Genomic DNA, 21,470 nt, shown 5'->3' on the forward strand with positions numbered 1-21,470 from the left:
GGGTCAGCCGCGTTGCTGGGCCGCCCACGAGGCGTGCAGCGCGGCATACACGCCGTCTTGCTGGACGAGGTCACGGTGGGGCCCACGCTCCACGATGCGCCCACGGTCGACGACGATGACCTCGTCGGCAGCCTCGGCCGTGGAGAGCCGGTGGGCGATGGCGATCGAGGTGCGGCCGCGGGTGAGGCCCTCGAGCGCCCGCTGGAGGCGCACCTCCGTGGAGGGGTCGACGGCGGACGTGGCCTCGTCGAGGACGAGCAGGTCCGGGTCGGCGAGGTAGGCGCGGGCCAGGGCCACCAGCTGCCGCTCGCCCGCGGAGAGCGACTCCCCGCGCTGTCCCACCTCAGTGGCCAGGCCCTGCGGCAGGCCGGCCAGCCAGGCGTCGAGGCCGAGCTCGGTGAGGGCCAGCTTCACGTCCTCGTCGGTCGCGTCGGGTCGCCCGAACCGGACGTTCTCGCGCAGCGTCGCGTCGAAGAGGAATCCCTCCTGGGGCACCAGGACGACGCGCTCGCGCAGCGACGAGAAGCGCACGTCGCGAAGGTCGACGCCGTCGATGCGAACGGTGCCTTCGGTGGGGTCCATCAGGCGGGTGAGCAGCTTGGCGAGGGTCGACTTCCCCGAGCCGGTCTCACCCACGATGGCGACCCGGCTACGCGGCCCGATGGCGAGGTTGACGTCGTGCAGCACGGTGTCAGCGCCGGGATAGGCGAAGGACACGGCGTCGAAGTCGACCGCGATCGGTCCGCGGGGCAACACCTGCCCGTCGTCACCGGGGTCGGCGACGTCGGCGGGGGTGTCGATCACGCCGATCACGCGACGCCACCCGGCCACGGCGTTCTGGAGCTCGTTGAGGATCTCCGTGGCCTGCTGCACCGGCTGGGTGAACAGGTTGACGAGGAAGAGGAACGCGAGCAGCTGCCCGAGCGTGAGGTGGCCGGCGGCGGCCTGGATGGTGCCGACGACGAGCACGACGGCCAGGGTCAGCCCCGCGACGAGCTGCCCCGAGGAGAAGGCCACGACCGAGCGCACCTGGGCCCGGATCGACGCGCTCCGGTGCGCCTCGATGGCGCCGTCGATGCGGTGCGCCGTGCGCTCCTCGACGCCGTAGGCCCGGATGGTGGCCGCCCCGACGACGGACTCCGAGACCGCCGCGAGCAGGTCGCCAACGCGCTCGCGCACGACCGTGTAGGCCCGACCGACGATCGCCTGGAACCGCCGGATGACGAACAGCAGCGGCACGAAGCACAGCCACACGACACCGGTCAGCAGCGGGCTGTAGTAGAACATCAGCCCCGTCGCGACGGCGATCTGTCCCAGGCTGAGCACCAGGATGATGCCGCCGAACTGGACGAACTGGCTGATGGTGTCGACGTCGGAGGTGACGCGGCTGACCATCGAACCCCGGCGCTCGGTGTTCTGGGTGAGCATCGACAGGTCGTGGATGTGCCGGAATGCCTTGAGCCGCAACGACGCAAGCCCGGCCTCCGAGGCCCTGAAGAGGCGCACGTTCACGGCATACGCGCTCAGGGCGGTGGCCGCGACGGCGATCAGGGCGAACAGCACGTAGCGGGTCACCAGCCCCGGGTCGGGACCGTCCTTGCCGAGCAGGCCGTGGTCGGTCGTCTGCTGGACCACGAACGGCACGACGATCCGCCCGACGGTCGTGATCGCGGCGAGCCCGAGGGTGACCCCCAGCCCGCGCCGGAGCTCGGGTGACAGGTCGAGCCCGCGACGCAGAGTCGCCATCGTCCCCAGCGACGAGGTCGTGTCGATGGAGGTGCTCACGCCGAGGCCCCTTCCTCGTCGGCGGCAAGGGCAGCGCGCTCCGCCGCCTCGCGGGCATAGGCCGTGACGAGCCGCTGGTAGCCCACGCACCGCTCCTCGAGCTCGCGATGCGTGCCGTGGTCGACCACCCGGCCACCTTCGACGTAGACGATCTGGTCGGCGAGCGTGATCGTCGACATCCGGTAGGCGACGACGAGGACCGAGGTGCCGGAGCTGGACCGTCGCAGGCCAGCCAGGATCGCCTGCTCGACTGCGGGGTCGACGGCGCTGGTGGCGTCGTCGAGGACGAGCAGCTGGGGCCGGCGGATCACGGCCCTGGCCAACGCGATCCGCTGACGCTGACCGCCTGACAGGGAGGTGCCGCGTTCGCCCACCCGGGTCTCGATACCGAGGGGCAGCTCCTTGACGAACCCGGTCGCCTGCGCGACCTCGAGCGCGTCCCACACCTGGTCGTCCGTGTAGTCGCCGCCCAGGGCGACGTTGCCGCTCACCGTGTCGTCGAACATGAACGTCTGCTGGGGCACCAGCGCCGCCGCCGCCGAGACTCCGCCGCGGGCGATCTCACGCAGGTCGAACCCGTCGATGGTCACGTGCCCGCGGTGCGGGTCGACCAGGCGGAGCGTGAGGTTGGTCAGCGTCGTCTTGCCCGAACCGGTCGGCCCGACGAGCGCGACCGTCGACCCCGCCGGGACCTCGAGCGAGACGCCGTGGATGGCCTGGAAGGTGCCCTCCTCACCGGCCTCGTCGACGATGTCGTAGGAGTAGTCGACCCGGGTCAGCTGGGCGTGCGAGGACCCGCGCCGCGGGAGCTCCGTCTCACCGAAGGCCAGCTCGCCGCGGGCCTTGAGGACAGCGTCGACCCGGTCCCAGCCGACCACCGTGCGCGGGAGCTCTCCGAGCACCCACCCGAGGGCGCGGACGGGAAAGGCCAGCACCGAGATGAGGTAGGCCACCTGGACGACGGCTGCGGGTTCGAGCGCACCGGAGGCGACCTGATGCGCGCCGACAGCGAGGACGGCGAGCGTGCCCAGCGTCGGGATGGACTCGATGACGGGGTCGAAGGTCCCCCGCGTGCGGCCGACCCCGACGTTGGCCCGCTGCAGCCGTCGGGTGACCTCCTCGAACCGGTCGGACTCCTGCTGCTCTCGCCCCATCGACTTGACGATCAGCGCGGCCTCGAAGCTCTCGTGGGCGACTTCGCTGACCTCGGCGCGGAGCTGTTGTGCCCGGGAGACCCTCGGTGACATGGCCCGCTGGAACACCATGTTCGCGAGGAACAGCAGGGGGAAGACGGTCAGGCCGATGATGGCCATCACGGGGTCGACGAGCACCATCTGCACGATGCCGGCCACCAGCATGACGATCACGCCGATCGCCATCGGCAGCGGAGCGAAGACGTTCCACGTCGCCTCGACGTCGGCGTTGGCGTTGGACAGCAGCTGCCCCGAGGGGTGCCGGTGGTGCCAGGCGAGCGGGAGCCGGAGGTACTGTCGCGTCACCTCGCGGCGGAACCCGGCAGCGACGTTGTACATCGTGTAGCCGGCGGCGATCCGTCGGATCACGACTCCGACGACGTTGATGACCACCACTCCGGCGATCCACCCGAGGATGGTCCACAGCTGCGCCGCGGTGGCGTGCCCCGCGGCGACGGCCGGCTGGACCTGCTCGCGCGTCACCTTGCCGATCGCCCAGGCCGTCAGCACGGTCATCACGCCGTAGAGGGTGCTCCCGGCGACCGCCAGCGCGAACCACCGCGGCTCACGCCGGATCCCGACACCCACGATGGCGAGGCTGCGGCGCAGCGACGGCGCAGCGTCGACGGACACGACAAACCTCCGGATCAGGCACAAGGGTGGGAGGTCCAACCCTCTCACGGGGCAGGCATGATGACAGCCATGACCCACCTCGCCCGCCTCGAGCGCGACGCCCTGTGTGACACCTTCGTGACGACGGGGCCGGACGCGCCGACCCTCTGCTCCCCCTGGACGACGGCGGACCTCGCGGCCCACCTGGTGGTGCGCGAGCGCCGACCGGACCTGGCGCCGGGCATCTGGGTCCCCGCCCTTGCCTCACGGCTCGAGGACGGCATGGCCGAGTACGCCGCCAAGCCGTGGGACGAGCTGGTCGACCTCGTGCGTTCGGGGCCTCCGGCCTGGTCCCCGACCCAGAACAGCCGAGTGGACAACGCTGTCAACCTCGTGGAGTTCTTCATCCACCACGAGGACGTCCTGCGCGGTGACGAGCAGGTGGGACCTCGCCGGGAGCTGACCGAGCGTGAGAGCCGCGCCCTCTGGAAGACCTTGTCCCGCATGGGCAAGCTGTTCTTCCGGCGCAGTCCGGTCGGGGTCGTCCTCAGCACCCCTGACGGCAAGACCCTCCATGCCAAGGACACGACGGACCTCGGCACGGTCGTGATCGAAGGTCACCCGTCCGAGCTGCTCCTGGCGGCCTACGGCCGCCGCCGCGTGGCCGCGCTCGAGGTGACCGGCAGCGACGCCGCGATCGAGTCCCTGTGGGCGGCCCCTCTCGGGCTGACCTGACCCACCGCCCGGGGGAGACCCCGCTCAACGCACCGGTATGCCGCCCTCCCGCAGGGCGTCCTTGACCTCACCGATGGTGAGCTCACCGAAGTGGAAGACGCTGGCGGCCAGCACCGCGTCGGCCCCAGCACGGACCGCGGGGGCGAAGTGGTCGACCCGTCCGGCTCCCCCACTGGCGATCAAGGGGATTCGCACGGCTCGCCGGACCTGCTCGATCAGCTCGAGGTCGAAGCCGTCCTTGGTGCCGTCGGCGTCCATCGAGTTCAGCAGGATCTCACCGGCGCCGAGCGCAGCCGCGCGGGCGCACCACTCGATCGCGTCCAGCCCCGCACTCTGGCGACCCCCATGGGTGGTGACCTCGAAGTCCGTAGTGGGCGAACCGGAGTCGTCGCGGCGACGCCGGACGTCGGCGGACAGCACCAGCACCTGCGAGCCGAACCGCTCCGCCACCTCGGAGATGAGCTCGGGGCGGGCGATCGCTGCGGTGTTGACCCCGACCTTGTCGGCCCCGGCACGCAGTAGCCGATCCACGTCATCGACGGTGCGTACTCCCCCGCCGACCGTCAGCGGGATGAAGACCTGCTCGGCGGTGCGGCGCACGATGTCGTAGGTCGTCTCGCGGTTGCCGCTGCTGGCGGTCACGTCGAGGAAGGTGAGCTCGTCGGCGCCCTGCTCGCCATAGGCCTTGGCCAGCTCCACGGGGTCGCCCGCATCGCGCAGGTTGGCAAAGTTGACCCCCTTGACCACCCTGCCGGCGTCCACGTCGAGGCACGGGATGACACGGGTCGCAACACTCACTCTGCGAGCGTAGCCATCTACTCTGGAACACATGCCCAGCGACCAGATAACGGAAGCAGTCGCGGTCATCGTCACGCTGGTCGATGCCAGCCAAGCACTCTGCGGCACAACGCACCTCATCTGCATCGACGGACCCAGCGGAGCCGGCAAGACGACCTTGGCGAACGCCGTGGCGGCTGCCCTCGCAGCGCCCACCGTGCACATGGACGACCTCTATCCCGGCTGGGACGGGCTGCGCGCGGGCACGCAGCGCGCCCAGGAGTGGATCGTCCGGCCGCTCACAGAGGGACTCCCGGCCCGCTACCGTCGGTGGGACTGGACCACCGACAGCTATGCCGAGTGGGTGCAGCTGCCGTCGTCGGAGGTGGTGGTCCTCGAGGGCTGCGGGGCGGGCGCCCTGCCGGCCGGGAAAGCGGCATCGGTGCTGGTCTGGGTCGAGGCGGAGGAGGCCGTTCGCAAAGCGCGTGGCATCGCCCGCGACGCCGGTTTCGCCCGGTTCTGGGACGGCTGGGCGGTCCAGGAACGCCGCCTCTACGAGGCCGACCGCACGTGGGAGCGAGCCGACCTGTTCCTCGACACGACGGCCGCGCGCCACTAGCCGCATTCCCCTTTATCGGGTTTAGGGACAAGGTTGCGCTTCACCCGAGTTGGGAAGTCGGGTGAAGCGCAACCTTCCTGCTAAACCCGATAAAGGTGCGGTCGGGGTTGGGGCGGCGCAGGGTGACCACGCGGCATACATAATCGGGACATGGAACCGGCAGACATGATGGCGGCCGTCACCACGTCCCTGGGCGAACGCACTGGTCGTTCGCTGGACGAATGGGTGGCGCTGGTGCGCGAGTCGGGCCCCGACCCCCTGGACCAGCTGGCCGTCCGGGCCTGGCTCAGGGACGTCCACGGCGTCCCGCAGAACTCGCAGTGGGCCATCGCCGACGCCGCTGCCACGGGCGCGGGCTGGCAGCGTCCCGACGTCGAGGGCTACACGGACGCGCTCTACAGCGGGTCGAAGGCGCACCTGCGACCGATCCACGACGCCATCATGACCTTGGCCGAGGCCCTCGGCGAGGACGCCCGGCGTGAGGGGCGGGGCACCTACATCCCGGTCGTCCGCAAGACCCAGTTCGTCGCGGTGGCACCCGGTCCGCGTGGGACCGTGCGCGTGGGCTTCCGCTTCCGCGACAGCGCACCCGAGGACGAACGCCTGTCCCCCGCCAAGGGCTTCGCCCAGGCCACCCACTGGCTCCACCTGGCCGCCGACGCCGACGAGGACGACCTCCGCTCGCTGGAGCCCCTGCTCGAGGCGGCCTACCGCCAGAACGGCTGACGTGCCGAGCGCCGACCTCGCCCGCGCGGCCGCCCGCTCCCGCAGGGAGGCGCGCGCCCGCACCGACCGCCTGCTCAGCCGGATGTTCTTCATCGTCCAGTGCGGCCTCGGAGCGGCCACGGCCTGGTGGGTGGCCAGTTCTGTCCTGCACCACAACCGGCCGTTCTTCGCCCCGGTGACGGCGATGATCTCCCTGGGTATGTCGTTCGGCCAGCGGCTGCGCCGGGTCACCGAGGTGATGATCGGCGTGGCCGTCGGCGTCTTCGTGGGCGACGTCTTCGTGCACTTCTTCGGGTCGGGGTTCTGGCAGATCGTGGTGGTCGTCGTGCTCGCGATGAGCGTCGCCGCCCTGCTCGGCGCCGGGATGTTGCTCATCACCCAGGCGGGGGTGCAGTCGGTCATCGTCACCACCCTGGTGGCGGGGTCCGGGCAGGCGTTCACCCGGTGGCTCGACGCCGTCGTGGGCGGGGTCGTTGCCCTGCTCTTCACCTTGGTCGCCCCGGCGGCCCCGCTGCGCAAACCGCGGCAGCAGGCCGCCCTCGTCGTCCACGAGATCGGCGAGATCCTCGCCGACACAGCCCGTTCGCTGAGGGACCACGACTCCGACCTCGCCTCCGCCACGCTCTCTCGCGCCCGCGACTCCGAGTCGATGCTCGACGAGGCCAGGGCGCTGTCCGCCGAAGGTGTGGCGGTCGTGCGACTGTCGCCGTTCCGGCGTCGTCACCTCCCCGGCGTGCAGGCCATCGCCGACCTCCTCGAGCCCCTCGACCGCGCCATCCGCAACCTGCGAGTACTGGTCCGCCGCGCCGCGATCGCGACCTGGCGCGAGGAAGAAGTCCCCACGGCATACCTGCGGCTGTTGGACGCCCTCGCCGAGACGAGCGAGGACATCGCGCGCGAGCTGGGCGAACGGCGGCTGCCCACCAACGCGCGTATCGGGCTGCAACGGATCGGTGAGGCCAGCGCCGTCATCGACGTGTCGGCGGGACTGTCCGGTGAGGTGATGCGCGCCCAGATCCGATCGATGGTGGTCGACCTGCTGATGCTCACCGGTATGCCGCTCACGGAGGCTCGCGAGCTGGTGCCCGAGTCGATGTCGACCGGGCCGGGGGACGACTGACCGGGGCTGCGAGACTGGCCGCGATGTCTTCCCGTCGCAGCCCCCACCTGCCCCCTGTCTGGCTGATGGCCCTGGCGCTGGTCGCAGTGGCTGCCAACCTGCGGACCGCCATGGCCAGCGTGCCGCCGCTCACCGAGTCGATCGCGCGCGACCTCGGCCTGTCCAATGCCGCCCTCGGGGCCCTCACCACCCTTCCCGTGCTGTGCATGGGACTGTTCGCACCGTTCGCGCAGCGCATCGCCGCGCGCCTGGGCGCCGCGGCGTCCATCGAGCTGTCCATCGCCTGCGTGGCTGTGGGGCTCGGGTTGCGGTTCGCCGGAGACACCACCTGGCCCCTGTATGCCGGGACCTTCCTCGCGGGGGTCGGCATCGCCATCGGCGGCACCCTCCTCCCGGGTCTGGTCAAGGAGCTGTTCCCCCCGGAGCGCGCCGGGCTGGTCACCGGTCTCTACATGCTGGCGATGATGGGTGGCGCCGGGGCGTCCTCCGCGCTGTCGGTGCCACTGGAGGGCTGGCTGGGATCGTGGCAGGCCGCACTCGGCTCGTGGTCGGTGCTCGCCCTCGTCGGGGTGCTGGCCTGGGTGCCGGTCCTGACGGGGCATGCCCGGCACCGAGCGGCGAACCCGTCGGTCGTGGCCCCCGCGCGGCTGCCCTGGCGAGACGTCACCGCCTGGCTCGTGGCGGGCTACCTGGCGGTGCAGTCCGTCGAGTTCTACTCCACGCTGGCCTGGCTCGCGCCCTCCTACACGGCGCGCGGCTGGGACCCGACCCACGCGGGCTACCTGCTGTCGGTCTTCACGGCCGCCCAGCTCGTCTCCGGGCTCGCGGCGCCGGCGCTGACCGACAAGATCACCGACCGCCGGGTGCTGCTCCTGTCGGCGGCGGTGCTCGGGCTGCTGGGACAGTCCGGCCTGTGGATCGCCCCGACGGCGGCCCCCTGGGTCTGGGCCACGGTGCTGGGCTTCGGGCAGGGTGCGTCCTTCGCGCTCGGGCTGGTGCTGATGGTCGACTACGCGGGCACACCCGCGGCCAGTGGGCGGTTGGCAGGAATGGCGTTCTTCGTCAGCTACACCATCGCGTCGTTCGGGCCGGCGACCATGGGAGCCGTGCGCGACGTGTCGGGATCCTTCACCGCCGTCTGGGGTGCGCTGACGATCCTCATGCTCGGTCAGGTTGCGTTCGCCGCGCTGCTCCGACCGGGGCTGCGCAAGGTGGACTGACCGGGTCAGTCCAGAGTCAGACCAGTCAGTCCAGGGTCACGTCGGGGCTGGTGGCCGATGGTCCGAGGGCCTGGACGAGGGCGGCCAGCCGCCCTGCCTCCGCGCGCCCGAAGTCCGAGTCGGCCTTCTGGATCGCCATGACGGCCAGGGTGTCGGTGTCGGACAGGGCGATGGTCACCCACGGGTCCCCGCCGGAGAACCGCACGTCGACGACCTCCTGCCAGGCCACGGTGCGAGTGGTGAACAGGTTTCGCACCGTCAGTGACTCCCGAGTCGGCACCGCCCTGATCGACGCGAAGCGCCACAGCAGCAGCGCGATCGCCACCCCCACGGCGGCGAAGAAGAACCTGTCACCGGTGCGCCACGTCCCCCCTTGCGCCGGCCCGGGCAGCAGCACCGCGATCACGCCGAAGACCACGACGGTGGCAGCGGCGAACGCATAGGCCACCGAGCGTCCCCGTCGCGCCCGGAAGACCGCGAAGGCGGCCTGCTCGTCCGCACTCGCGGCCCGACCCGACGGGGTCACGGTGGTCACAACCGGCAGGCAGCGATGTCGGTCACCAGGATCGCCCGCGCACCGAGGTCGTAGAGCTCGTCCATGATGGCGTTGGTCCGCACCCGAGGCACCATCGCCCGCACCGCGGCCCAGTCCTTGTTCTGCAGGGCCGAGACCGTGGGCGACTCCAGCCCGGGCGTGATCGCACAGGCGGCCTCGACGAGCCCGACCGGCACGTCGTAGTCGAGCATCACGTAGTGGCGCGCGGTCACCACCCCGGTGAGGCGGCGCCGCAGCACGTCCACCGCGGCCGTCTCGTGCGAACCCTCGCGGCGGATCAGGACGGCTTCGCTGCGCAGGATCTCCTCACCGAAGACCTCCAGGCCCTGCTGCCGCAGGGTCGTGCCGGTCTCGACGACGTCGGCGATGACATCGGCGACGCCCAGCGTGATGGCCGTCTCGACGGCTCCGTCCAGACGCACCACCTCGGCGGTGACGCCCTGGTCGGCGAGGTGCTTCCCGACGAGCCCCGGATAGCTCGTCGCCACCCGATGACCGGAGATCTCGGCGACGCTCGCGCAGGTGCCGGGCTTCGCGGCATACCGGAAGGTCGAACCCCCGAAGCCGAGCGTCATGACCTCGATCGCCCCACTGCCCGCGTCGAGCAACAGGTCGCGGCCGGTGACGCCGCAGTCCACGGTGCCGGACCCGACGTAGACGGCGATGTCACGGGGACGCAGGTAGAAGAACTCCACCTCGTTGTCCGTGTCGGTGAGGACGAGCTCCTTGGTGTCACGACGCGTGCGGTACCCCGCCTCGCGCAGCATCTCGACCGCGGGCTCGGACAGGGAACCCTTGTTGGGCACAGCAATTCGCAGCATGTCCGTGAAGTCCTTTAGAGGTGTGCGTAGACGTCGTCGAGGGTGATGTCAGAAGCGACCATGAGCACCTGGAGGTGGTAGAGCAGCTGGCTGATCTCCTCGGCTGTGCGGTCCTTGCCCTCGTGCTCGGCAGCCATCCAGACCTCGGCGGCTTCCTCCACGATCTTCTTGCCGATCTCGTGCACGCCGGAGTCCAGCGCGCGCACGGTGCCCGACCCCTCGGGTCGGCTCACCGCCTTCTCGGCCAGCTCGGCATAGAGAGCGTCGAAAGTCTTCACAGGCCAAGGGTACGGGGAGCAAGGGCGCCGAGGGTGACTGCGGTCGCCACCGCGGCCATCGCCGCCTCGTGGCCCTTGTCCTCGCTGGATCCGGGCAGGCCGGCACGGTCCAGTGCCTGCGCGTCGTCGTCGCACGTGAGCACACCGAAGCCGATGGGGCATCCCGTGGCGACGCCCACCTGGCCAAGACCGTTGGTGACACCGGAACAGACGTAGTCGAAGTGCGGTGTGCCACCGCGGATCACGACACCCAACGCGACGAGGGCGTCGTATGCCGGCGCGAGACGCGCGCAGGCAACGGTCAGCTCGACCGTGCCCGGCACCCGGACCAGGAGCGCGTCCTCGACGCCCGCCTCGGCGAGGGCGCGCTGGGCTCCCGCGACGAGTCCGTCCATGACCTCGGTGTGCCACGAGGCCGCCACGATGGCAACGCGCAGGCCGGACCCATCGGCGGTGAGGGCGGGAGCGCCGTGACCACTCACGCGCTGGCTCCCTGGTCGCTCGCGTCGACGACGAGGTCGTGGCCCATCCGGTCACGCTTGGTCCGCAGGTAGGCACGGTTGGCCGGGTTGGGCGCGATCGAGAGCCGCTCGACCGCCGCGACCTCGATCCCGTAACCCTGCAACGCCTCGACCTTGGCGGGGTTGTTGGTCAGCAACCGGACCGCACCCACGTCGAGCGCGCTCAGGATGGCGGCCCCGGCGGCATACTCGCGGCCGTCGATGGGCAGGTCCAGCTCGAGCTGGGCGTCGACGGTGTCGAGCCCGGCGTCCTGCAGGGCGTAGGCCTGCAGCTTCGAGACGAGCCCGACCCCGCGCCCCTCGTGTCCGCGCAGGTAGACGAGCACGCCCCCCTCGGCGGCGATCCGCTCCATGGATCGCTCGAGCTGGGGGCCGCAGTCGCATCTCAGGGAGCCGAACGCATCGCCGGTGAGGCACTCGGAGTGCAGACGCACCAACGGGTTCGGCCCCTTGGCCCCTCGCGGGCTGATCAGCGCGACGTGCTCGTCACCGGTCAGCTTGTCGCGGAACCCGATCGCCGAGAACTCGCCGTGCCGGGTGGGCAGCGTCGTCTCGGCGAGGGTCTCGACGCGGTCGTGCAGCTGCCGCCAGGCGATGAGCTGCTCGATCGTGATGACAGGGACGTCGTTGACCGCTCCGGTCGCAAGCACCTCGGGCAGGCGCATCATCGTGCCGTCGTCGTTGACGAGCTCGCCGATCGCGCCGACGGGCGCAAGGCCTGCGAGGCGGCACAGGTCCACGGCGGCCTCGGTGTGACCGGGGCGCTCGAGCACGCCACCGGGCTTGGCACGCAGCGGGATCACGTGGCCGGGCCGCACGAACGAGTCTGCCGTGGATGACGGGTCCGCCAAGAGCCGGATGGTCTGGGCGCGATCGGCCGCGCTGATGCCGGTGGTCACGCCTGCTGCGGCGTCGATGCTCACGGTGTAGGCGGTCCGCAGCGGGTCACGGTTGTCGGCGACCATCAGCGGCAGCCCGAGCCGGTCCGCGGTCTCGCTGGTGATCGGCGCGCAGAGGTAGCCGCTCGTGTGTCGGATCGTCCAGGCCAGCCAATCGTCCGTCAGGGTCTGGGCGGCGAGGATGACATCGCCCTCGTTCTCGCGGTCCTCGCTGTCGGTGACCAGCACCGGACGCCCTTCGCGCAGCGCCGTGAGGGCCTTCTCCATGGTGGCCAGACCGATCATGCCGACACCTCCGCCAGCTCGGGTGCGGGGTCGCGCTCCTCACGCGAGGCCTTGAGCCAGACGAAGAAGCCGTAGACGACGAGGCCTCCGTAGACGACGTACAGGATCGCGGACGGGTAGAACTTCGAGTGCCACAGGAGCGGGACGCCGACCAGGTCGACGGCGATCCACGCGAGCCAGAAGTCGTTCCAGCCCCGCGCCATGGCGTACGTGGCCACCATCGAGCCGACGAAGATCCAGGCGTCGCACCAGAAGTACCACCGCGGCGCCTGCCAGAACGGGCCGCTCCCGATCGAGGCGAACACCCACTGGAGCACGACGACCCCCGCCACCCAGAACGCGATGTACTGCAGGCGTTCGGTGACCGTCGCCCACCGTGGCGTGATGGCCGGGGCGTGGGAGCCCGCTGCACGAGTCGACCGGATCTGGTTCCACCGCCACCAGCCGTAGACGCTGGTGATGATGAAGAAGATCTGCCGACCGGCCTGGCCGTAGAGGGTTTCCTGCTGCGGGTTGCTGAACGCGACGCCGAAGAAGACGGTGAAGAGCAGGGCGTTGCCGATGATGCCCACCGGCCACGCCCAGACGCGGCGCCGCATTCCCCCGATCGCCGAGGCGAAGCCGAACGCGTTGCCGACGATCTCGCGCCACAGGATGTGGCTGCTGCCGATGGTCAGCTCGGCCGAGAAGAGCTGCTCAAGCCAGTTCATGCGGGAATCTCCCTGTGATCGGTGGTACTGGAACCTGCAGGTGGTGTGTGGGGTTGGGAGTCGGCTGGTCCCTGGGGTGGGGAGTCGGCGTGTCCGGGCGGCGTCGGGGCCGCCATCAGGCGCTCGACGTACTTCGCCAGGACGTCGACCTCGAGGTTGACCACGTCACCGACCCCCTTGTGTCCCAAGGTGGTCAGGGCGAGCGTGGTCGGGATCAGTGAGACGCTGAACGTCACGTCGTCGACGGAGGACACCGTGAGGCTGACGCCGTCAACCGTGATCGACCCCTTCTCGACGACGTAGCGGGCCAGTTCGTTCGGCAGGCCGAACTGCACGACCTCCCAGCGGTCCCCCGGGGTCCGCGCGAGGATCCGGGTGGTGCCGTCGACGTGGCCCTGCACGATGTGGCCGCCGAACCTGCTCGAGGCCGCCATGGCGCGCTCGAGGTTGACCGGGTCTCCGGCGCCGAGGGCGCCGAGGCTGCTGCGGGCGAGGGTCTCGGCCATGACGTCGACGGTGAACTGCCCGGAGTCGTGGTCCACCACGGTCAGGCAGACACCGTTGACGGCGATCGAGGCGCCGTGGACCGCATCGGAGGTGACCAGAGGTCCAGCCACCGTCAGTCGGGCCGAGTCGGCGCCGGCCTCGAGGTCGACGACGCGGCCGAGCTCCTCGACGATTCCCGTGAACATCAGCGAGTTCCCTTCAGTGATGCCGTGACCCGCACGTCGTCGCCGATCAGGGTGATGTCGGTCGGCTTCAGGCGGAGCGCGTGGTCGATCGACGTGATCCCCAGGTCACTCACCGACGGGCGTCCGCGCCCCAACAGGACGGGCGCGACATAGGCCACGAGCTCGTCGATCAGGTCGGCCGCCATGAAGGCCGCCGCGACGGTGGGGCCACCCTCGAGCCAGAGGTGGTGCACCTCGGCCTCGGCGAGCGCCGCCAGGACGTCCTTGGGATCGCGCGTGCGCAGCTGCCACGTGGGGGCCGCGTCGTCGAGGACCCGCGAGCTCGCCGGCAGGTCTCGCTCACCCATCACCACGCGGATCGGCTGCTCGGGGTACAGCGAACCGTCCGGGCGGCGCGCGGTGAGCTGCGGGTTGTCGAGCAGCGCCGTCCCGGTGCCCACGAGGATCGCCCCACTCCGCGAACGCTGCTCGTGCACGTCGGCCCGGGCGGCCTCCCCGGTGATCCACTGGCTCGTGCCGTCTGCCGCTGCGCTGCGGCCATCGAGCGTGGTCGCGAGCTTCCAGGTCACCCACGGGCGCCCTGTGGTCACCAGGTGGGTCCACGTGGCGTTGAGGGCCTGTGCCTCGTCGGCCAGCAGACCACCTTGCACCTTGACACCCCTCCTGCGCAGCCACCTGGCCCCACCGGCTGCGGCCGGGTTGGGGTCGGTCTGGGCGTAGACCACGCGAGCCACGCCCGCGGCATACAGGGCCGTCGCACAGGGTTGGGTGCGCCCGCTGTGGTTGCACGGCTCCAGGGTGACGTAGGCCGTGCACCCGGCCGCGCGCTCCCCCGCAGCGCTCAGCGCGTCGGCCTCGGCGTGGGGTGTCCCCGCACCGCGGTGCCAGCCAGCCGCCACGACCTCGCCGGCGGCGTCCGCGAGCACGCACCCGACGCGTGGGTTGGGGTTGGCCCGGGGGCCGTGGGCGGCCAGCGCCAGAGCACGGCGCATCATCGCCGTGTCGGTCGTGGAGTGCTCTGCCACTGTCCTGCCCTTGCTCGAAACCGTGTCGGTTGAGCTCCGGGGGGCGTGCAGGCGGGCCTGCTGCTGGCGAGAAGTCGGGACGCAGGGTCGGCAACTGCCGCACTGCGAACCCACTGGTCCCGCTGTCGCGTGCTGCCTACCATCCGGACTTTCACCGTCGGTCTGGGAGTTCCACCCAGTCAACCGGCCGCTGGCTGCGGTCGGGTCGCGGACTGTCACCGCCGGTTCGGAATTACACCGACCCCGGAGCACGTCAGGTTCCAGTATGCCGCAGGGCGGCCGGGTGCGCGCCGTCCCGTCCGCGTGACGGTCCTCACGAACCCAGCCTCCGGCACCATCGTGGCCGGCCCATCGAAGGCTGCCGTGGGTACCTCTCCATGGCGCACCCCCGAGCGCACAGGGAATCACGACGTCGGGAGGGATCGCCGCCCCCCAAGGGCATGATGCTGGGATGGACGCTGTGCGACGGCTGCTGCACCCCGCCGCGGGTGACTGGGTCAGACCCCGTCTGCTCGAGTGGGGGACGTCCTCGGTTCCGGTGGGATCGGTGGTCCCGACTGGCTTCGACCGGGTGGTGCGCGTCCTGCATCCCGCCGGGGACGAGGGGCGGACGTGGCGCCAGGTCGCGGCCGAGGCAGGCAGGGTCGTCCACCCGCTTGTGCAGTGGGGCTGCATCGCTGCCCACATCACTGGCTATGGCCGCAGCAGTGAGGTGGATCCCGAGGAAGGGTCGGTTCCAGCGCAGACCTTGGGCGCGATCCTGGAGCACTGCCCCGCAGAGGGGGAGGTGTTCCACGCGGTCTGGGACGGGTTCGGCTACTGGACCGAACGCAACCGCGACGTGACGTCGCTCATGCATGGCCGAGGCCGCGACTACTTCCTGTTCGAGGGCCCGAAGCTCGCTCTGACGCACTGGCCCGGCATGGACGAAGTCTGGTCGCAGTCCGCCAACCTGATCTGGCCGAAGGACCGATCCTGGTGCATCGCGACGGAGATCGACTGGGACAGCACCTTGGTGGCTGGCTCAGCCGCGACATGCGCAGCGGTCCTGGCCGACGACAGGCTGGAGGCCTTCGAGGTCGGATACGGCGACGACCTGAGCTGGCTCGGGGACACCGTCAACCCGCGACCTGCCTGGTTGACGTCTCCGCCGAGTTGACGCGTGTTCGTCCTGGACATCGCGTAGCGGCAGCCACGTGCTGGCCAACTCTGGTCTGGCGCCCTCGGCACCCGACGAGGATCCTCTGAGCCATGAGGCGAATGCCGTTGGAATGGGCGGCGACCGGCGGTTGGGTCATCCTGTGCGCGCTTGGTTCGTGCTCCGCCCCGGAACCACGTGCGACCCCCGCCCGACCGGATTTCGCCGTCGATTGCGACCAGGTCAATGGCGGCGTTGTCGACCATTTCGGCGGCGGTGGATCTCAGCTCGAGCCCGAGACGCTTGCGTCGCAATGGCGCGGAGACCGATTCACCGACACGACCCAGCGCACTGTCCGTCGTGACGGCCAGTCCGCCGACATCGTCGTCGAGCGATCAGATGGTTCGCGGGTCGCCTTCCTGCGATATGTCAACGCCGACGGTGGTTGGCAACTAGAGGGACTGACGCACTGTTGAGATGAACAGCCCAGGCGGTGCCCCGACCCCCTACTACACACGTCTGACAGCGATCGTGCGCGCGAGATGGCTTGCGCCACAACGGGATTGGTTGTGGACAGGGTTGCAATTCCATTCGAACATACGTACGATAGAGCCATGTCAGCCAGTTCGATCGCAGCGCAGCGGGACGAGGTCCAGCAGGGCCTCTGGACCCGCACGGCGATGGTCGCCGGGCGGCTCAACCGGGCGCACGCCGAGCTCGTCGACATCGCTGCAGAGCTGATCGAGGGTGGCCATTGGGGTGATGGCGGTTTCCGCTCCCCCGAGCACTACTTCACGGTCCGAGCAGGGCTGTCCCCCGCGCACGCCCGCGACGTCGTGGCGGTGGCACGACGACGCGCGGAGCTTCCGGACGCAGCCGCGGCCGTCAGCGCTGGTGAGCTGTCGCTCGACGCGGCAGCAGTCGTGGCCCACCATGTGCCCGCCAGCCACCAGGCGTCGATGACCCACCTGGCTCGGCACGCCACGGTCCCCCAGCTGAGGCGAGCCGTGAGTCGGCATGCGTTCCCCGCCCCTGCGACCGAGCTGGAGTCCGCGTCACCCGAGGTGCCGTCGCATCCCGTCGCGCTCGACCACCCGAGCGGCCCGCAAGGCGATTCAGAGCGTCGTGCGTGTGCCAGGCCCGAGCTGTTGATGCACTACGACCGAGATGGCCGGTTCCAGCTCCGCTACAGTGCGCCCGCGACGATCGGGGCACTGGTCGAACAGGCAGTCAAGGAGGCCAAGGACGCCTTGTTCCTGCAGCAGCGGGAGGGTGACCGGTGTGCGACCACCAACCCTGCGGCGGCAGAGCCAGGGGCGAGCCCTACGACGACGGACACGGCAGCAGCAGGCTCTGTGGCGGACGCTGGTGGTCCTGGCGCCCCCGGACCCACCTACGCGGATGCCCTCGCGGAGATGGCGCACCGGTCCTTGGCCGGCGTTGCCTCCACGAGCCGCGCCAGCCACTACCGCGTCTACCTCCACCTGGACACGGACGGCGCCTGGATCACCAAGGGGGGCGCCATCCCCACCCGGCTCCTCACGCGGTTCCTCAGCGATGGCGTGCTCCAGCCGGTGTGGGAGACGCAGGGGCGACCGGTCAGCGTCGGCCGGACGATGCGCATCCTCCCGGCGCGCTCGCGCAGGCTGATCGAGGACCGCGACCGCGGCTGCCGGTTCCCGGGTTGCACAGCAACTCGCTTCGTCGAGATCCACCACCTCCACGAGTGGGCCGACGGTGGCGCCACCGACGACGACAACCAGATCAGCCTCTGCCCGTTCCACCACGACGCCATCGATCGTGGCGACTTCACCATCACCGGTGACCCCACTCGTCACGATGGGCTCGTCGTCGTGAATCGCTACGGACACCGGTTGCGACCACCGGGACCGGACGAGCTCGCGCCACCGGACGTGGGCTGGCGCGAGACCGGCGACGACCACACGACCTACCGACCGCCTTCAGGCGAACGAGCTCGCTGGGCTGAGATCGAGGTTCCCTCCGATCGCGAGCTCAGGGACACGTTCACGCCGCGACTGCGCGTGGTGGCAGGCGCATCGGCGAGCCCGGGCGCGGGGCCATCAGTGATCGAGCGTGACCCCTTCGATGCCACCCGCCGCTGGGACGAGTCCGGCTGACGCCTCTGCGTCACCCCGAGGACGCTCTACGACACCGCCGGGACCGCCGGGACCGCTGGGAACCCGGAGTATGCCGCGCGGCTCAGTGGGCGTGCGTCGTCGCCAGTGCGCGCAGCTCGTCCACTGCGGCCGCTGCGTCGTCGGCACCGTAGACGGCCGACCCGGCGACGAACACGTCGGCACCGGCCTCGGCGCACTCCTCGATGGTCTTGGCCGACACTCCCCCGTCGACCTGCACCCAGACCTCTCCACCGAAGCGGCGAACGGCGTCGCGGACCTGGGCCACCTTCGGCATCTGGTCGGCCATGAAGGACTGCCCCCCGAAACCAGGCTCCACCGTCATGACGAGCACCATGTCGAGGTCGGGCAGGAGGTCCTCGTAGGGAGCGAACTGCGTGCCCGGCTTGATGGCCATCCCGGCCCGGGCACCCAGGGCGCGGAGGTTCTTCGCCAGGGCTCGCGGGTCACGAGCCGCCTCGATGTGGAACGTCACGGACGCACCGCCCGCCTCGGCATACATCGGGGCCCAGCGGTCTGGGTCATCGATCATCAGGTGGCAGTCCAGCGGGATCGGGCTCACCTTCGCGAGGGCCTCGACGACAGGCAGGCCGAGGGTGAGGTTGGGCACGAAGTGGCCGTCCATTACGTCGACGTGGGCCCAGTCGGCATTGGCGATGCGGCCCAGCTCGCTCGCGAGGTTCGCGAAGTCGGCGGACAGGATGCTCGGCGAGATCTGCACGGCGCCAACCCTAATCGAGGCAGCCTCGTCCGAACGGATCGGCCTTGCCGTGACCGTGGGACCCATCGCGCAGTGAGCCTGCACAATCGGCCCATGGAGGCACTCCTGACACTCGGGGCGCTGGGCATCGTGCTGCTCGCGGTCTCCGTCGCAACCTTCGTCTGGGCTGCCGTCACCGACCGGATCGCCAGACGCAAGCTCGCCGAGATGAACCGCCTGCTCCTGCTGGGCCACCACGACCAGGTCCTGGACCACCCCCAGCCGCCCTGGCCGTATCGCGTGGTGGGGAACCGGGTCCGCGCCACGAGTGCCGTTCTCACGGGGCAGTACGTCCGGGCCCTGCAGCTCCTCGACCACCCGGTGCTACCCGCTCGACTGCGACCCAGTCTGGGCGACACGGATCTGATCCTGCGAGGTGGCGCGCTGATCGGGCTCGGCAGGTATGTCGACGCTGCTGCCGTTCTCGGAGAGGAACCGACCACGGCGATCGCCCGACACCAACGCGCGCAGGTGGCGATCGAGACCGGCGACGATGCGACGGCGTTGCGCCTGCTGGCCATCCCCGATCCCGACCCCGACGAGGAGGCCGGACGTCGCCGCATCCTCGGAGACCTGCACATCCGTCGCCAGCGCCTGGTCCAGGGCGAGGCCCTCGTGCGCGAGGCCCAGGGGCTGTACCTGCGTTCCGAGATGGCTGCGCACGAGGTCGATGCCGGCTACTGCGAGCTCCACCTCGGGCAGGCAGCGCTGCAGCGGGGAGACGGCGACGAGGCGGTCCGACGGATCAGTAGTGCCAGGGAAATGCTCACGATCAGGCCGGACAACGCCCCGGGGATCGCGCTGGTCGAGCTGAGCCTCGCGGAGGCGCACGCCTTGGCTGGCGACCCGCGCGCGGCCGACGCGGCCCTGACAGCAGCTCGGGGCCATGCCCAGACCATGGCCTCGACGGCTCTCGACGCAGCCCTCGAGCGCGCGATCGGCATGGTCGGCGTTCACCTGGTGCGACCGGACGCCGAGACGCACCTGCGTCAGGCCAGGGCGATGCACGAGGCCCTTGGAGAGCGCCCCCACGTCGACCTCATCGACGAGGTGCTCGATCGTCTCGGAAGGCCGGGCTGAGGCCAGAACTGGCGGCTCGGGGCACGTCGCGTGCCGACTGACGCCGCCTGCTCGACCTACGCCACCTGCCGAGCGAAGGCCGCGGCCAGCAGCGCCAGGGTCGCCTCACGGGCCGGGGCGAGGGCTGCGGGCGTGCCGACCACGGCTCCGGCGACCGGGTGCACCATCACCTCGTCGACGTCGTACTCGGTCGCGAGGGCGGTGAGCTGCTCGGCGACGGCATCAGGGGTGCCCACGACCCAACGCTGACGCATCTCGGCGGCAAGGCCGCGGTGTGCGTCCGCGGTGCCTGCCTCCTCTGCCTGCTCGACGAGCAGCTGGGGAGCCAGTGGTCCGCCGGTCCGCAGCGCCACCATCGATGCGAGGTTCGGCAGGGCGAGTCGCTCGGCTTCGGCCTGGGTGGGCGCCACCACGACGTTGACGGTGAGGAAGGTGCGTGGCTCGGGATGCGCGGCCGACGGGGTGTAGCGGGTGCGGTAGAGGTCGAGGGCTGCCGCCGTGCCGCGGCCGGAGAAGTGGTGGGCGAAGACGTACGGCAGGCTGCGCTCGGCGGCCAGGCGCGCCGAGTAGTCGGACGAGCCGAGCAGCCAGACGTCGGGTGCCGAGGCTGCGCGAGGAGTGGCGCGCAACGTATGGACCTCGCCGCCGGCTCTGATGCCGACCCCCTCTGGGGACATCAGTGCGATGACGTCGTCGACGTACTGGGGGAACCGCTGGACCGCGTCCTGGTCGACGCCGCCGGCGCCGTGTCGCAGCGCGTAGCTCGTCACCGGGTCGGTGCCGGGGGCACGTCCGATCCCTAGGTCGATGCGCCCCGGGTGAGCCGCTTCCAGCAGGGCAAACTGCTCGGCCACGACCAGGGGTGCGTGGTTGGGCAGCATGACCCCGCCTGAACCGACTCGGATCCGCTGCGTTGCCGCCGCCACCATCGCGATGAGGACCGGCGGGTTCGTTGCCGCCACGGCGGGCATGTTGTGGTGCTCGGCCAGCCAGTAGCGGCGGTAACCGTAGCGGTCCGCCACCCGGGCCAGCGACCGGGTCGCGGCCAGCGCGTCACCCGTGGTCTGGTCGCTGCGGACGGGGACGAGGTCGAGGACGGACAGCGCTGGTGTGCTCACCTGTGGGCAAACCGGCTGCCACCGATCGCTATTCCGACGGGGTCAGCGGACCAACCTGATTTCGGGAAGGTCGGGAAAGCGGTCGTCGACGTAGGTCGCACCATCCGGTGCGAAGCCGTTGCGGGTGTAGAAGGCACGCGCTCGTGGGTTGCCGCGGAAGACCCAGAGCTCGGCTGGCTCCTGTGGCTCGAGCACGGCGTCGAGGAGCTGCTGGCCGAGCCCGGTGCCAAGGCGGGGTGCCGCGACGTAGAGCGCCCACAGCTCCGCGGGCCGGGTGCTCCGCGGTCGCCCGGCCGGGTCCCGGGAGGCTCCGGCCGCCACGAGTCCGCAGATCGTCTCGCCCTCGTCCCGGCGCTCGACCGCCGCGAGGCGTTTCGTCCCCGCTGGGGTCGGTGCAGCCAACAGGTCCCGCCAGCGCTGGATGGCGTCGTCGACGGTCCACGTGGCGAAGTAGCCCTCGGGCAGCTCGGCCCCGTAGGTGTCCACCCACGCCTGGTGGTGCATGGCCCCCACCCCGAGCGCGTCCTCGAGGAGCATCGGGCGGAAGGTCACCGGCATACCGGCGACCCTAGCCGAACCGCGCGCAGCGCCCGCCTGCCCGGCCGCCTGGACCGCCCGCTTGCACCTCCCACTTGTACCTCCTG

The 21,470-nt window shown here is 70.7% G+C and carries 23 protein-coding genes and 1 riboswitch; of the genes, 9 read left to right on the forward strand and 14 right to left on the reverse strand.

Features of this window, described 5'->3' with window-relative positions:
* Window positions 1-3: 3 nt before the first annotated feature.
* Entirely contained in the window at window positions 4-1,746 is a 1,743-nt protein-coding gene (locus tag AC1DYG_RS00820; RefSeq protein WP_477638219.1) for an ABC transporter ATP-binding protein, read from the reverse strand.
* A 35-nt stretch (window positions 1,747-1,781) separates the two neighbouring features.
* Window positions 1,782-3,611, reverse strand: a complete 1,830-nt coding sequence (locus AC1DYG_RS00825; protein ID WP_477638001.1) for an ABC transporter ATP-binding protein — start codon at window positions 3,609-3,611, stop codon at window positions 1,782-1,784.
* A 69-nt stretch (window positions 3,612-3,680) separates the two neighbouring features.
* Here AC1DYG_RS00825 and AC1DYG_RS00830 point away from each other — a divergent pair, with 69 nt between their 5' ends.
* On the forward strand, window positions 3,681-4,325 hold the full coding sequence (locus AC1DYG_RS00830; RefSeq protein WP_477638002.1) for a TIGR03085 family metal-binding protein: 645 nt from the start codon (window positions 3,681-3,683) through the stop codon (window positions 4,323-4,325).
* 24 nt (window positions 4,326-4,349) lie between these two features.
* Here the strand turns inward: AC1DYG_RS00830 and hisF are convergent, their stop codons facing one another.
* On the reverse strand, window positions 4,350-5,123 hold the full coding sequence (gene hisF / locus AC1DYG_RS00835; protein ID WP_477638003.1) for an imidazole glycerol phosphate synthase subunit HisF: 774 nt from the start codon (window positions 5,121-5,123) through the stop codon (window positions 4,350-4,352).
* Window positions 5,124-5,154: 31 nt separating this feature from the next.
* Here hisF and AC1DYG_RS00840 point away from each other — a divergent pair, with 31 nt between their 5' ends.
* The 4 genes from AC1DYG_RS00840 to AC1DYG_RS00855 all read left to right on the forward strand — a co-directional run bounded on the left by AC1DYG_RS00840 (window position 5,155) and on the right by AC1DYG_RS00855 (window position 8,787).
* Window positions 5,155-5,721: a nucleoside/nucleotide kinase family protein gene (locus AC1DYG_RS00840; protein WP_477638004.1), complete on the forward strand. Its 567-nt coding sequence runs from the start codon at window positions 5,155-5,157 to the stop codon at window positions 5,719-5,721.
* A 150-nt stretch (window positions 5,722-5,871) separates the two neighbouring features.
* The gene (locus AC1DYG_RS00845) at window positions 5,872-6,447 is read left to right on the forward strand and encodes a DUF5655 domain-containing protein (RefSeq protein WP_477638005.1); all 576 of its coding nucleotides are present in this window, start codon (window positions 5,872-5,874) and stop codon (window positions 6,445-6,447) included.
* A gap of 1 nt (window position 6,448) precedes the next feature.
* Window positions 6,449-7,567 (forward strand): FUSC family protein, encoded by a 1,119-nt coding sequence (locus AC1DYG_RS00850; protein WP_477638006.1) that lies wholly within the window; start codon window positions 6,449-6,451, stop codon window positions 7,565-7,567.
* Window positions 7,568-7,590: 23 nt separating this feature from the next.
* On the forward strand, window positions 7,591-8,787 hold the full coding sequence (locus AC1DYG_RS00855; protein WP_477638007.1) for an MFS transporter: 1,197 nt from the start codon (window positions 7,591-7,593) through the stop codon (window positions 8,785-8,787).
* 25 nt (window positions 8,788-8,812) lie between these two features.
* On the opposite strand, the gene AC1DYG_RS00860 is transcribed toward AC1DYG_RS00855, so the two are convergent.
* From AC1DYG_RS00860 to ribD, 8 genes are read right to left on the reverse strand one after another with little or no spacing between them, the layout of a single operon-like run.
* Window positions 8,813-9,322, reverse strand: coding sequence for a PH domain-containing protein (locus AC1DYG_RS00860; protein WP_477638008.1), 510 nt, complete (start codon window positions 9,320-9,322; stop codon window positions 8,813-8,815).
* Window positions 9,319-10,164: an ATP phosphoribosyltransferase gene (gene hisG / locus AC1DYG_RS00865; protein WP_477638009.1), complete on the reverse strand. Its 846-nt coding sequence runs from the start codon at window positions 10,162-10,164 to the stop codon at window positions 9,319-9,321. Before hisG ends, AC1DYG_RS00860 begins: the two co-directional genes overlap by 4 nt.
* A gap of 14 nt (window positions 10,165-10,178) precedes the next feature.
* Entirely contained in the window at window positions 10,179-10,442 is a 264-nt protein-coding gene (locus AC1DYG_RS00870; protein WP_477638010.1) for a phosphoribosyl-ATP diphosphatase, read from the reverse strand.
* Window positions 10,439-10,924, reverse strand: coding sequence for a 6,7-dimethyl-8-ribityllumazine synthase (gene ribH, locus AC1DYG_RS00875; protein ID WP_477638011.1), 486 nt, complete (start codon window positions 10,922-10,924; stop codon window positions 10,439-10,441). The genes AC1DYG_RS00870 and ribH overlap by 4 nt, the downstream gene beginning before the upstream one ends.
* Window positions 10,921-12,147, reverse strand: coding sequence for a 3,4-dihydroxy-2-butanone-4-phosphate synthase (ribB, locus tag AC1DYG_RS00880; RefSeq protein WP_477638012.1), 1,227 nt, complete (start codon window positions 12,145-12,147; stop codon window positions 10,921-10,923). Before ribB ends, ribH begins: the two co-directional genes overlap by 4 nt.
* Window positions 12,144-12,857, reverse strand: a complete 714-nt coding sequence (locus tag AC1DYG_RS00885) for a nicotinamide mononucleotide transporter family protein (RefSeq protein ID WP_477638013.1) — start codon at window positions 12,855-12,857, stop codon at window positions 12,144-12,146. The genes ribB and AC1DYG_RS00885 overlap by 4 nt, the downstream gene beginning before the upstream one ends.
* Window positions 12,854-13,549, reverse strand: coding sequence for a riboflavin synthase (locus AC1DYG_RS00890; protein ID WP_477638014.1), 696 nt, complete (start codon window positions 13,547-13,549; stop codon window positions 12,854-12,856). The genes AC1DYG_RS00885 and AC1DYG_RS00890 overlap by 4 nt, the downstream gene beginning before the upstream one ends.
* The gene (ribD, locus tag AC1DYG_RS00895) at window positions 13,549-14,574 is read right to left on the reverse strand and encodes a bifunctional diaminohydroxyphosphoribosylaminopyrimidine deaminase/5-amino-6-(5-phosphoribosylamino)uracil reductase RibD (protein ID WP_477638015.1); all 1,026 of its coding nucleotides are present in this window, start codon (window positions 14,572-14,574) and stop codon (window positions 13,549-13,551) included. Before ribD ends, AC1DYG_RS00890 begins: the two co-directional genes overlap by 1 nt.
* A gap of 126 nt (window positions 14,575-14,700) precedes the next feature.
* A riboswitch (FMN riboswitch) is annotated at window positions 14,701-14,829 on the reverse strand.
* Window positions 14,830-15,025: 196 nt separating this feature from the next.
* On the opposite strand from ribD, the gene AC1DYG_RS00900 reads away from it, so the two are divergent.
* From AC1DYG_RS00900 to AC1DYG_RS00910, 3 genes are all read left to right on the forward strand, one after another.
* Entirely contained in the window at window positions 15,026-15,733 is a 708-nt protein-coding gene (locus AC1DYG_RS00900; protein ID WP_477638016.1) for a hypothetical protein, read from the forward strand.
* Between the two features lie 92 nt (window positions 15,734-15,825).
* A complete protein-coding gene (locus tag AC1DYG_RS00905) occupies window positions 15,826-16,188 on the forward strand; it encodes a hypothetical protein (protein ID WP_477638017.1) in 363 nt (120 codons plus the stop codon).
* A 138-nt stretch (window positions 16,189-16,326) separates the two neighbouring features.
* The gene (locus tag AC1DYG_RS00910) at window positions 16,327-17,850 is read left to right on the forward strand and encodes an HNH endonuclease signature motif containing protein (protein ID WP_477638018.1); all 1,524 of its coding nucleotides are present in this window, start codon (window positions 16,327-16,329) and stop codon (window positions 17,848-17,850) included.
* Window positions 17,851-17,932: 82 nt separating this feature from the next.
* Here the strand turns inward: AC1DYG_RS00910 and rpe are convergent, their stop codons facing one another.
* Complete coding sequence (gene rpe, locus AC1DYG_RS00915) at window positions 17,933-18,589, reverse strand: ribulose-phosphate 3-epimerase (protein WP_477638019.1); 657 nt, start codon at window positions 18,587-18,589, stop codon at window positions 17,933-17,935.
* 93 nt (window positions 18,590-18,682) lie between these two features.
* Here rpe and AC1DYG_RS00920 point away from each other — a divergent pair, with 93 nt between their 5' ends.
* Window positions 18,683-19,708, forward strand: a complete 1,026-nt coding sequence (locus AC1DYG_RS00920) for a hypothetical protein (protein ID WP_477638020.1) — start codon at window positions 18,683-18,685, stop codon at window positions 19,706-19,708.
* 56 nt (window positions 19,709-19,764) lie between these two features.
* Here the strand turns inward: AC1DYG_RS00920 and AC1DYG_RS00925 are convergent, their stop codons facing one another.
* Both AC1DYG_RS00925 and AC1DYG_RS00930 read right to left on the reverse strand, forming a co-directional pair.
* Complete coding sequence (locus AC1DYG_RS00925) at window positions 19,765-20,826, reverse strand: LLM class flavin-dependent oxidoreductase (RefSeq protein WP_477638021.1); 1,062 nt, start codon at window positions 20,824-20,826, stop codon at window positions 19,765-19,767.
* 42 nt (window positions 20,827-20,868) lie between these two features.
* Window positions 20,869-21,384 (reverse strand): N-acetyltransferase family protein, encoded by a 516-nt coding sequence (locus tag AC1DYG_RS00930; protein ID WP_477638022.1) that lies wholly within the window; start codon window positions 21,382-21,384, stop codon window positions 20,869-20,871.
* Window positions 21,385-21,470: the final 86 nt, after the last annotated feature.

It is taken from the genome of Pedococcus sp. P1_H8 (genome assembly GCF_056405175.1).

Coding starts and splice junctions, on each gene's coding strand:
- AC1DYG_RS00820 (WP_477638219.1), bottom strand. CDS start 1,746: ATGGCGACTCTGCGTCGCGGGCTCGACCTGTCACCCGAGCTCCGGCGC.
- AC1DYG_RS00830 (WP_477638002.1), top strand. CDS start 3,681: ATGACCCACCTCGCCCGCCTCGAGCGCGACGCCCTGTGTGACACCTTC.
- AC1DYG_RS00840 (WP_477638004.1), top strand. CDS start 5,155: ATGCCCAGCGACCAGATAACGGAAGCAGTCGCGGTCATCGTCACGCTG.
- AC1DYG_RS00845 (WP_477638005.1), top strand. CDS start 5,872: ATGGAACCGGCAGACATGATGGCGGCCGTCACCACGTCCCTGGGCGAA.
- AC1DYG_RS00855 (WP_477638007.1), top strand. CDS start 7,591: ATGTCTTCCCGTCGCAGCCCCCACCTGCCCCCTGTCTGGCTGATGGCC.
- hisG (WP_477638009.1), bottom strand. CDS start 10,164: ATGCTGCGAATTGCTGTGCCCAACAAGGGTTCCCTGTCCGAGCCCGCG.
- ribB (WP_477638012.1), bottom strand. CDS start 12,147: ATGATCGGTCTGGCCACCATGGAGAAGGCCCTCACGGCGCTGCGCGAA.
- AC1DYG_RS00885 (WP_477638013.1), bottom strand. CDS start 12,857: ATGAACTGGCTTGAGCAGCTCTTCTCGGCCGAGCTGACCATCGGCAGC.
- AC1DYG_RS00890 (WP_477638014.1), bottom strand. CDS start 13,549: ATGTTCACGGGAATCGTCGAGGAGCTCGGCCGCGTCGTCGACCTCGAG.
- AC1DYG_RS00900 (WP_477638016.1), top strand. CDS start 15,026: ATGGACGCTGTGCGACGGCTGCTGCACCCCGCCGCGGGTGACTGGGTC.
- AC1DYG_RS00905 (WP_477638017.1), top strand. CDS start 15,826: ATGAGGCGAATGCCGTTGGAATGGGCGGCGACCGGCGGTTGGGTCATC.
- AC1DYG_RS00910 (WP_477638018.1), top strand. CDS start 16,327: ATGTCAGCCAGTTCGATCGCAGCGCAGCGGGACGAGGTCCAGCAGGGC.
- AC1DYG_RS00920 (WP_477638020.1), top strand. CDS start 18,683: ATGGAGGCACTCCTGACACTCGGGGCGCTGGGCATCGTGCTGCTCGCG.
- AC1DYG_RS00930 (WP_477638022.1), bottom strand. CDS start 21,384: ATGCCGGTGACCTTCCGCCCGATGCTCCTCGAGGACGCGCTCGGGGTG.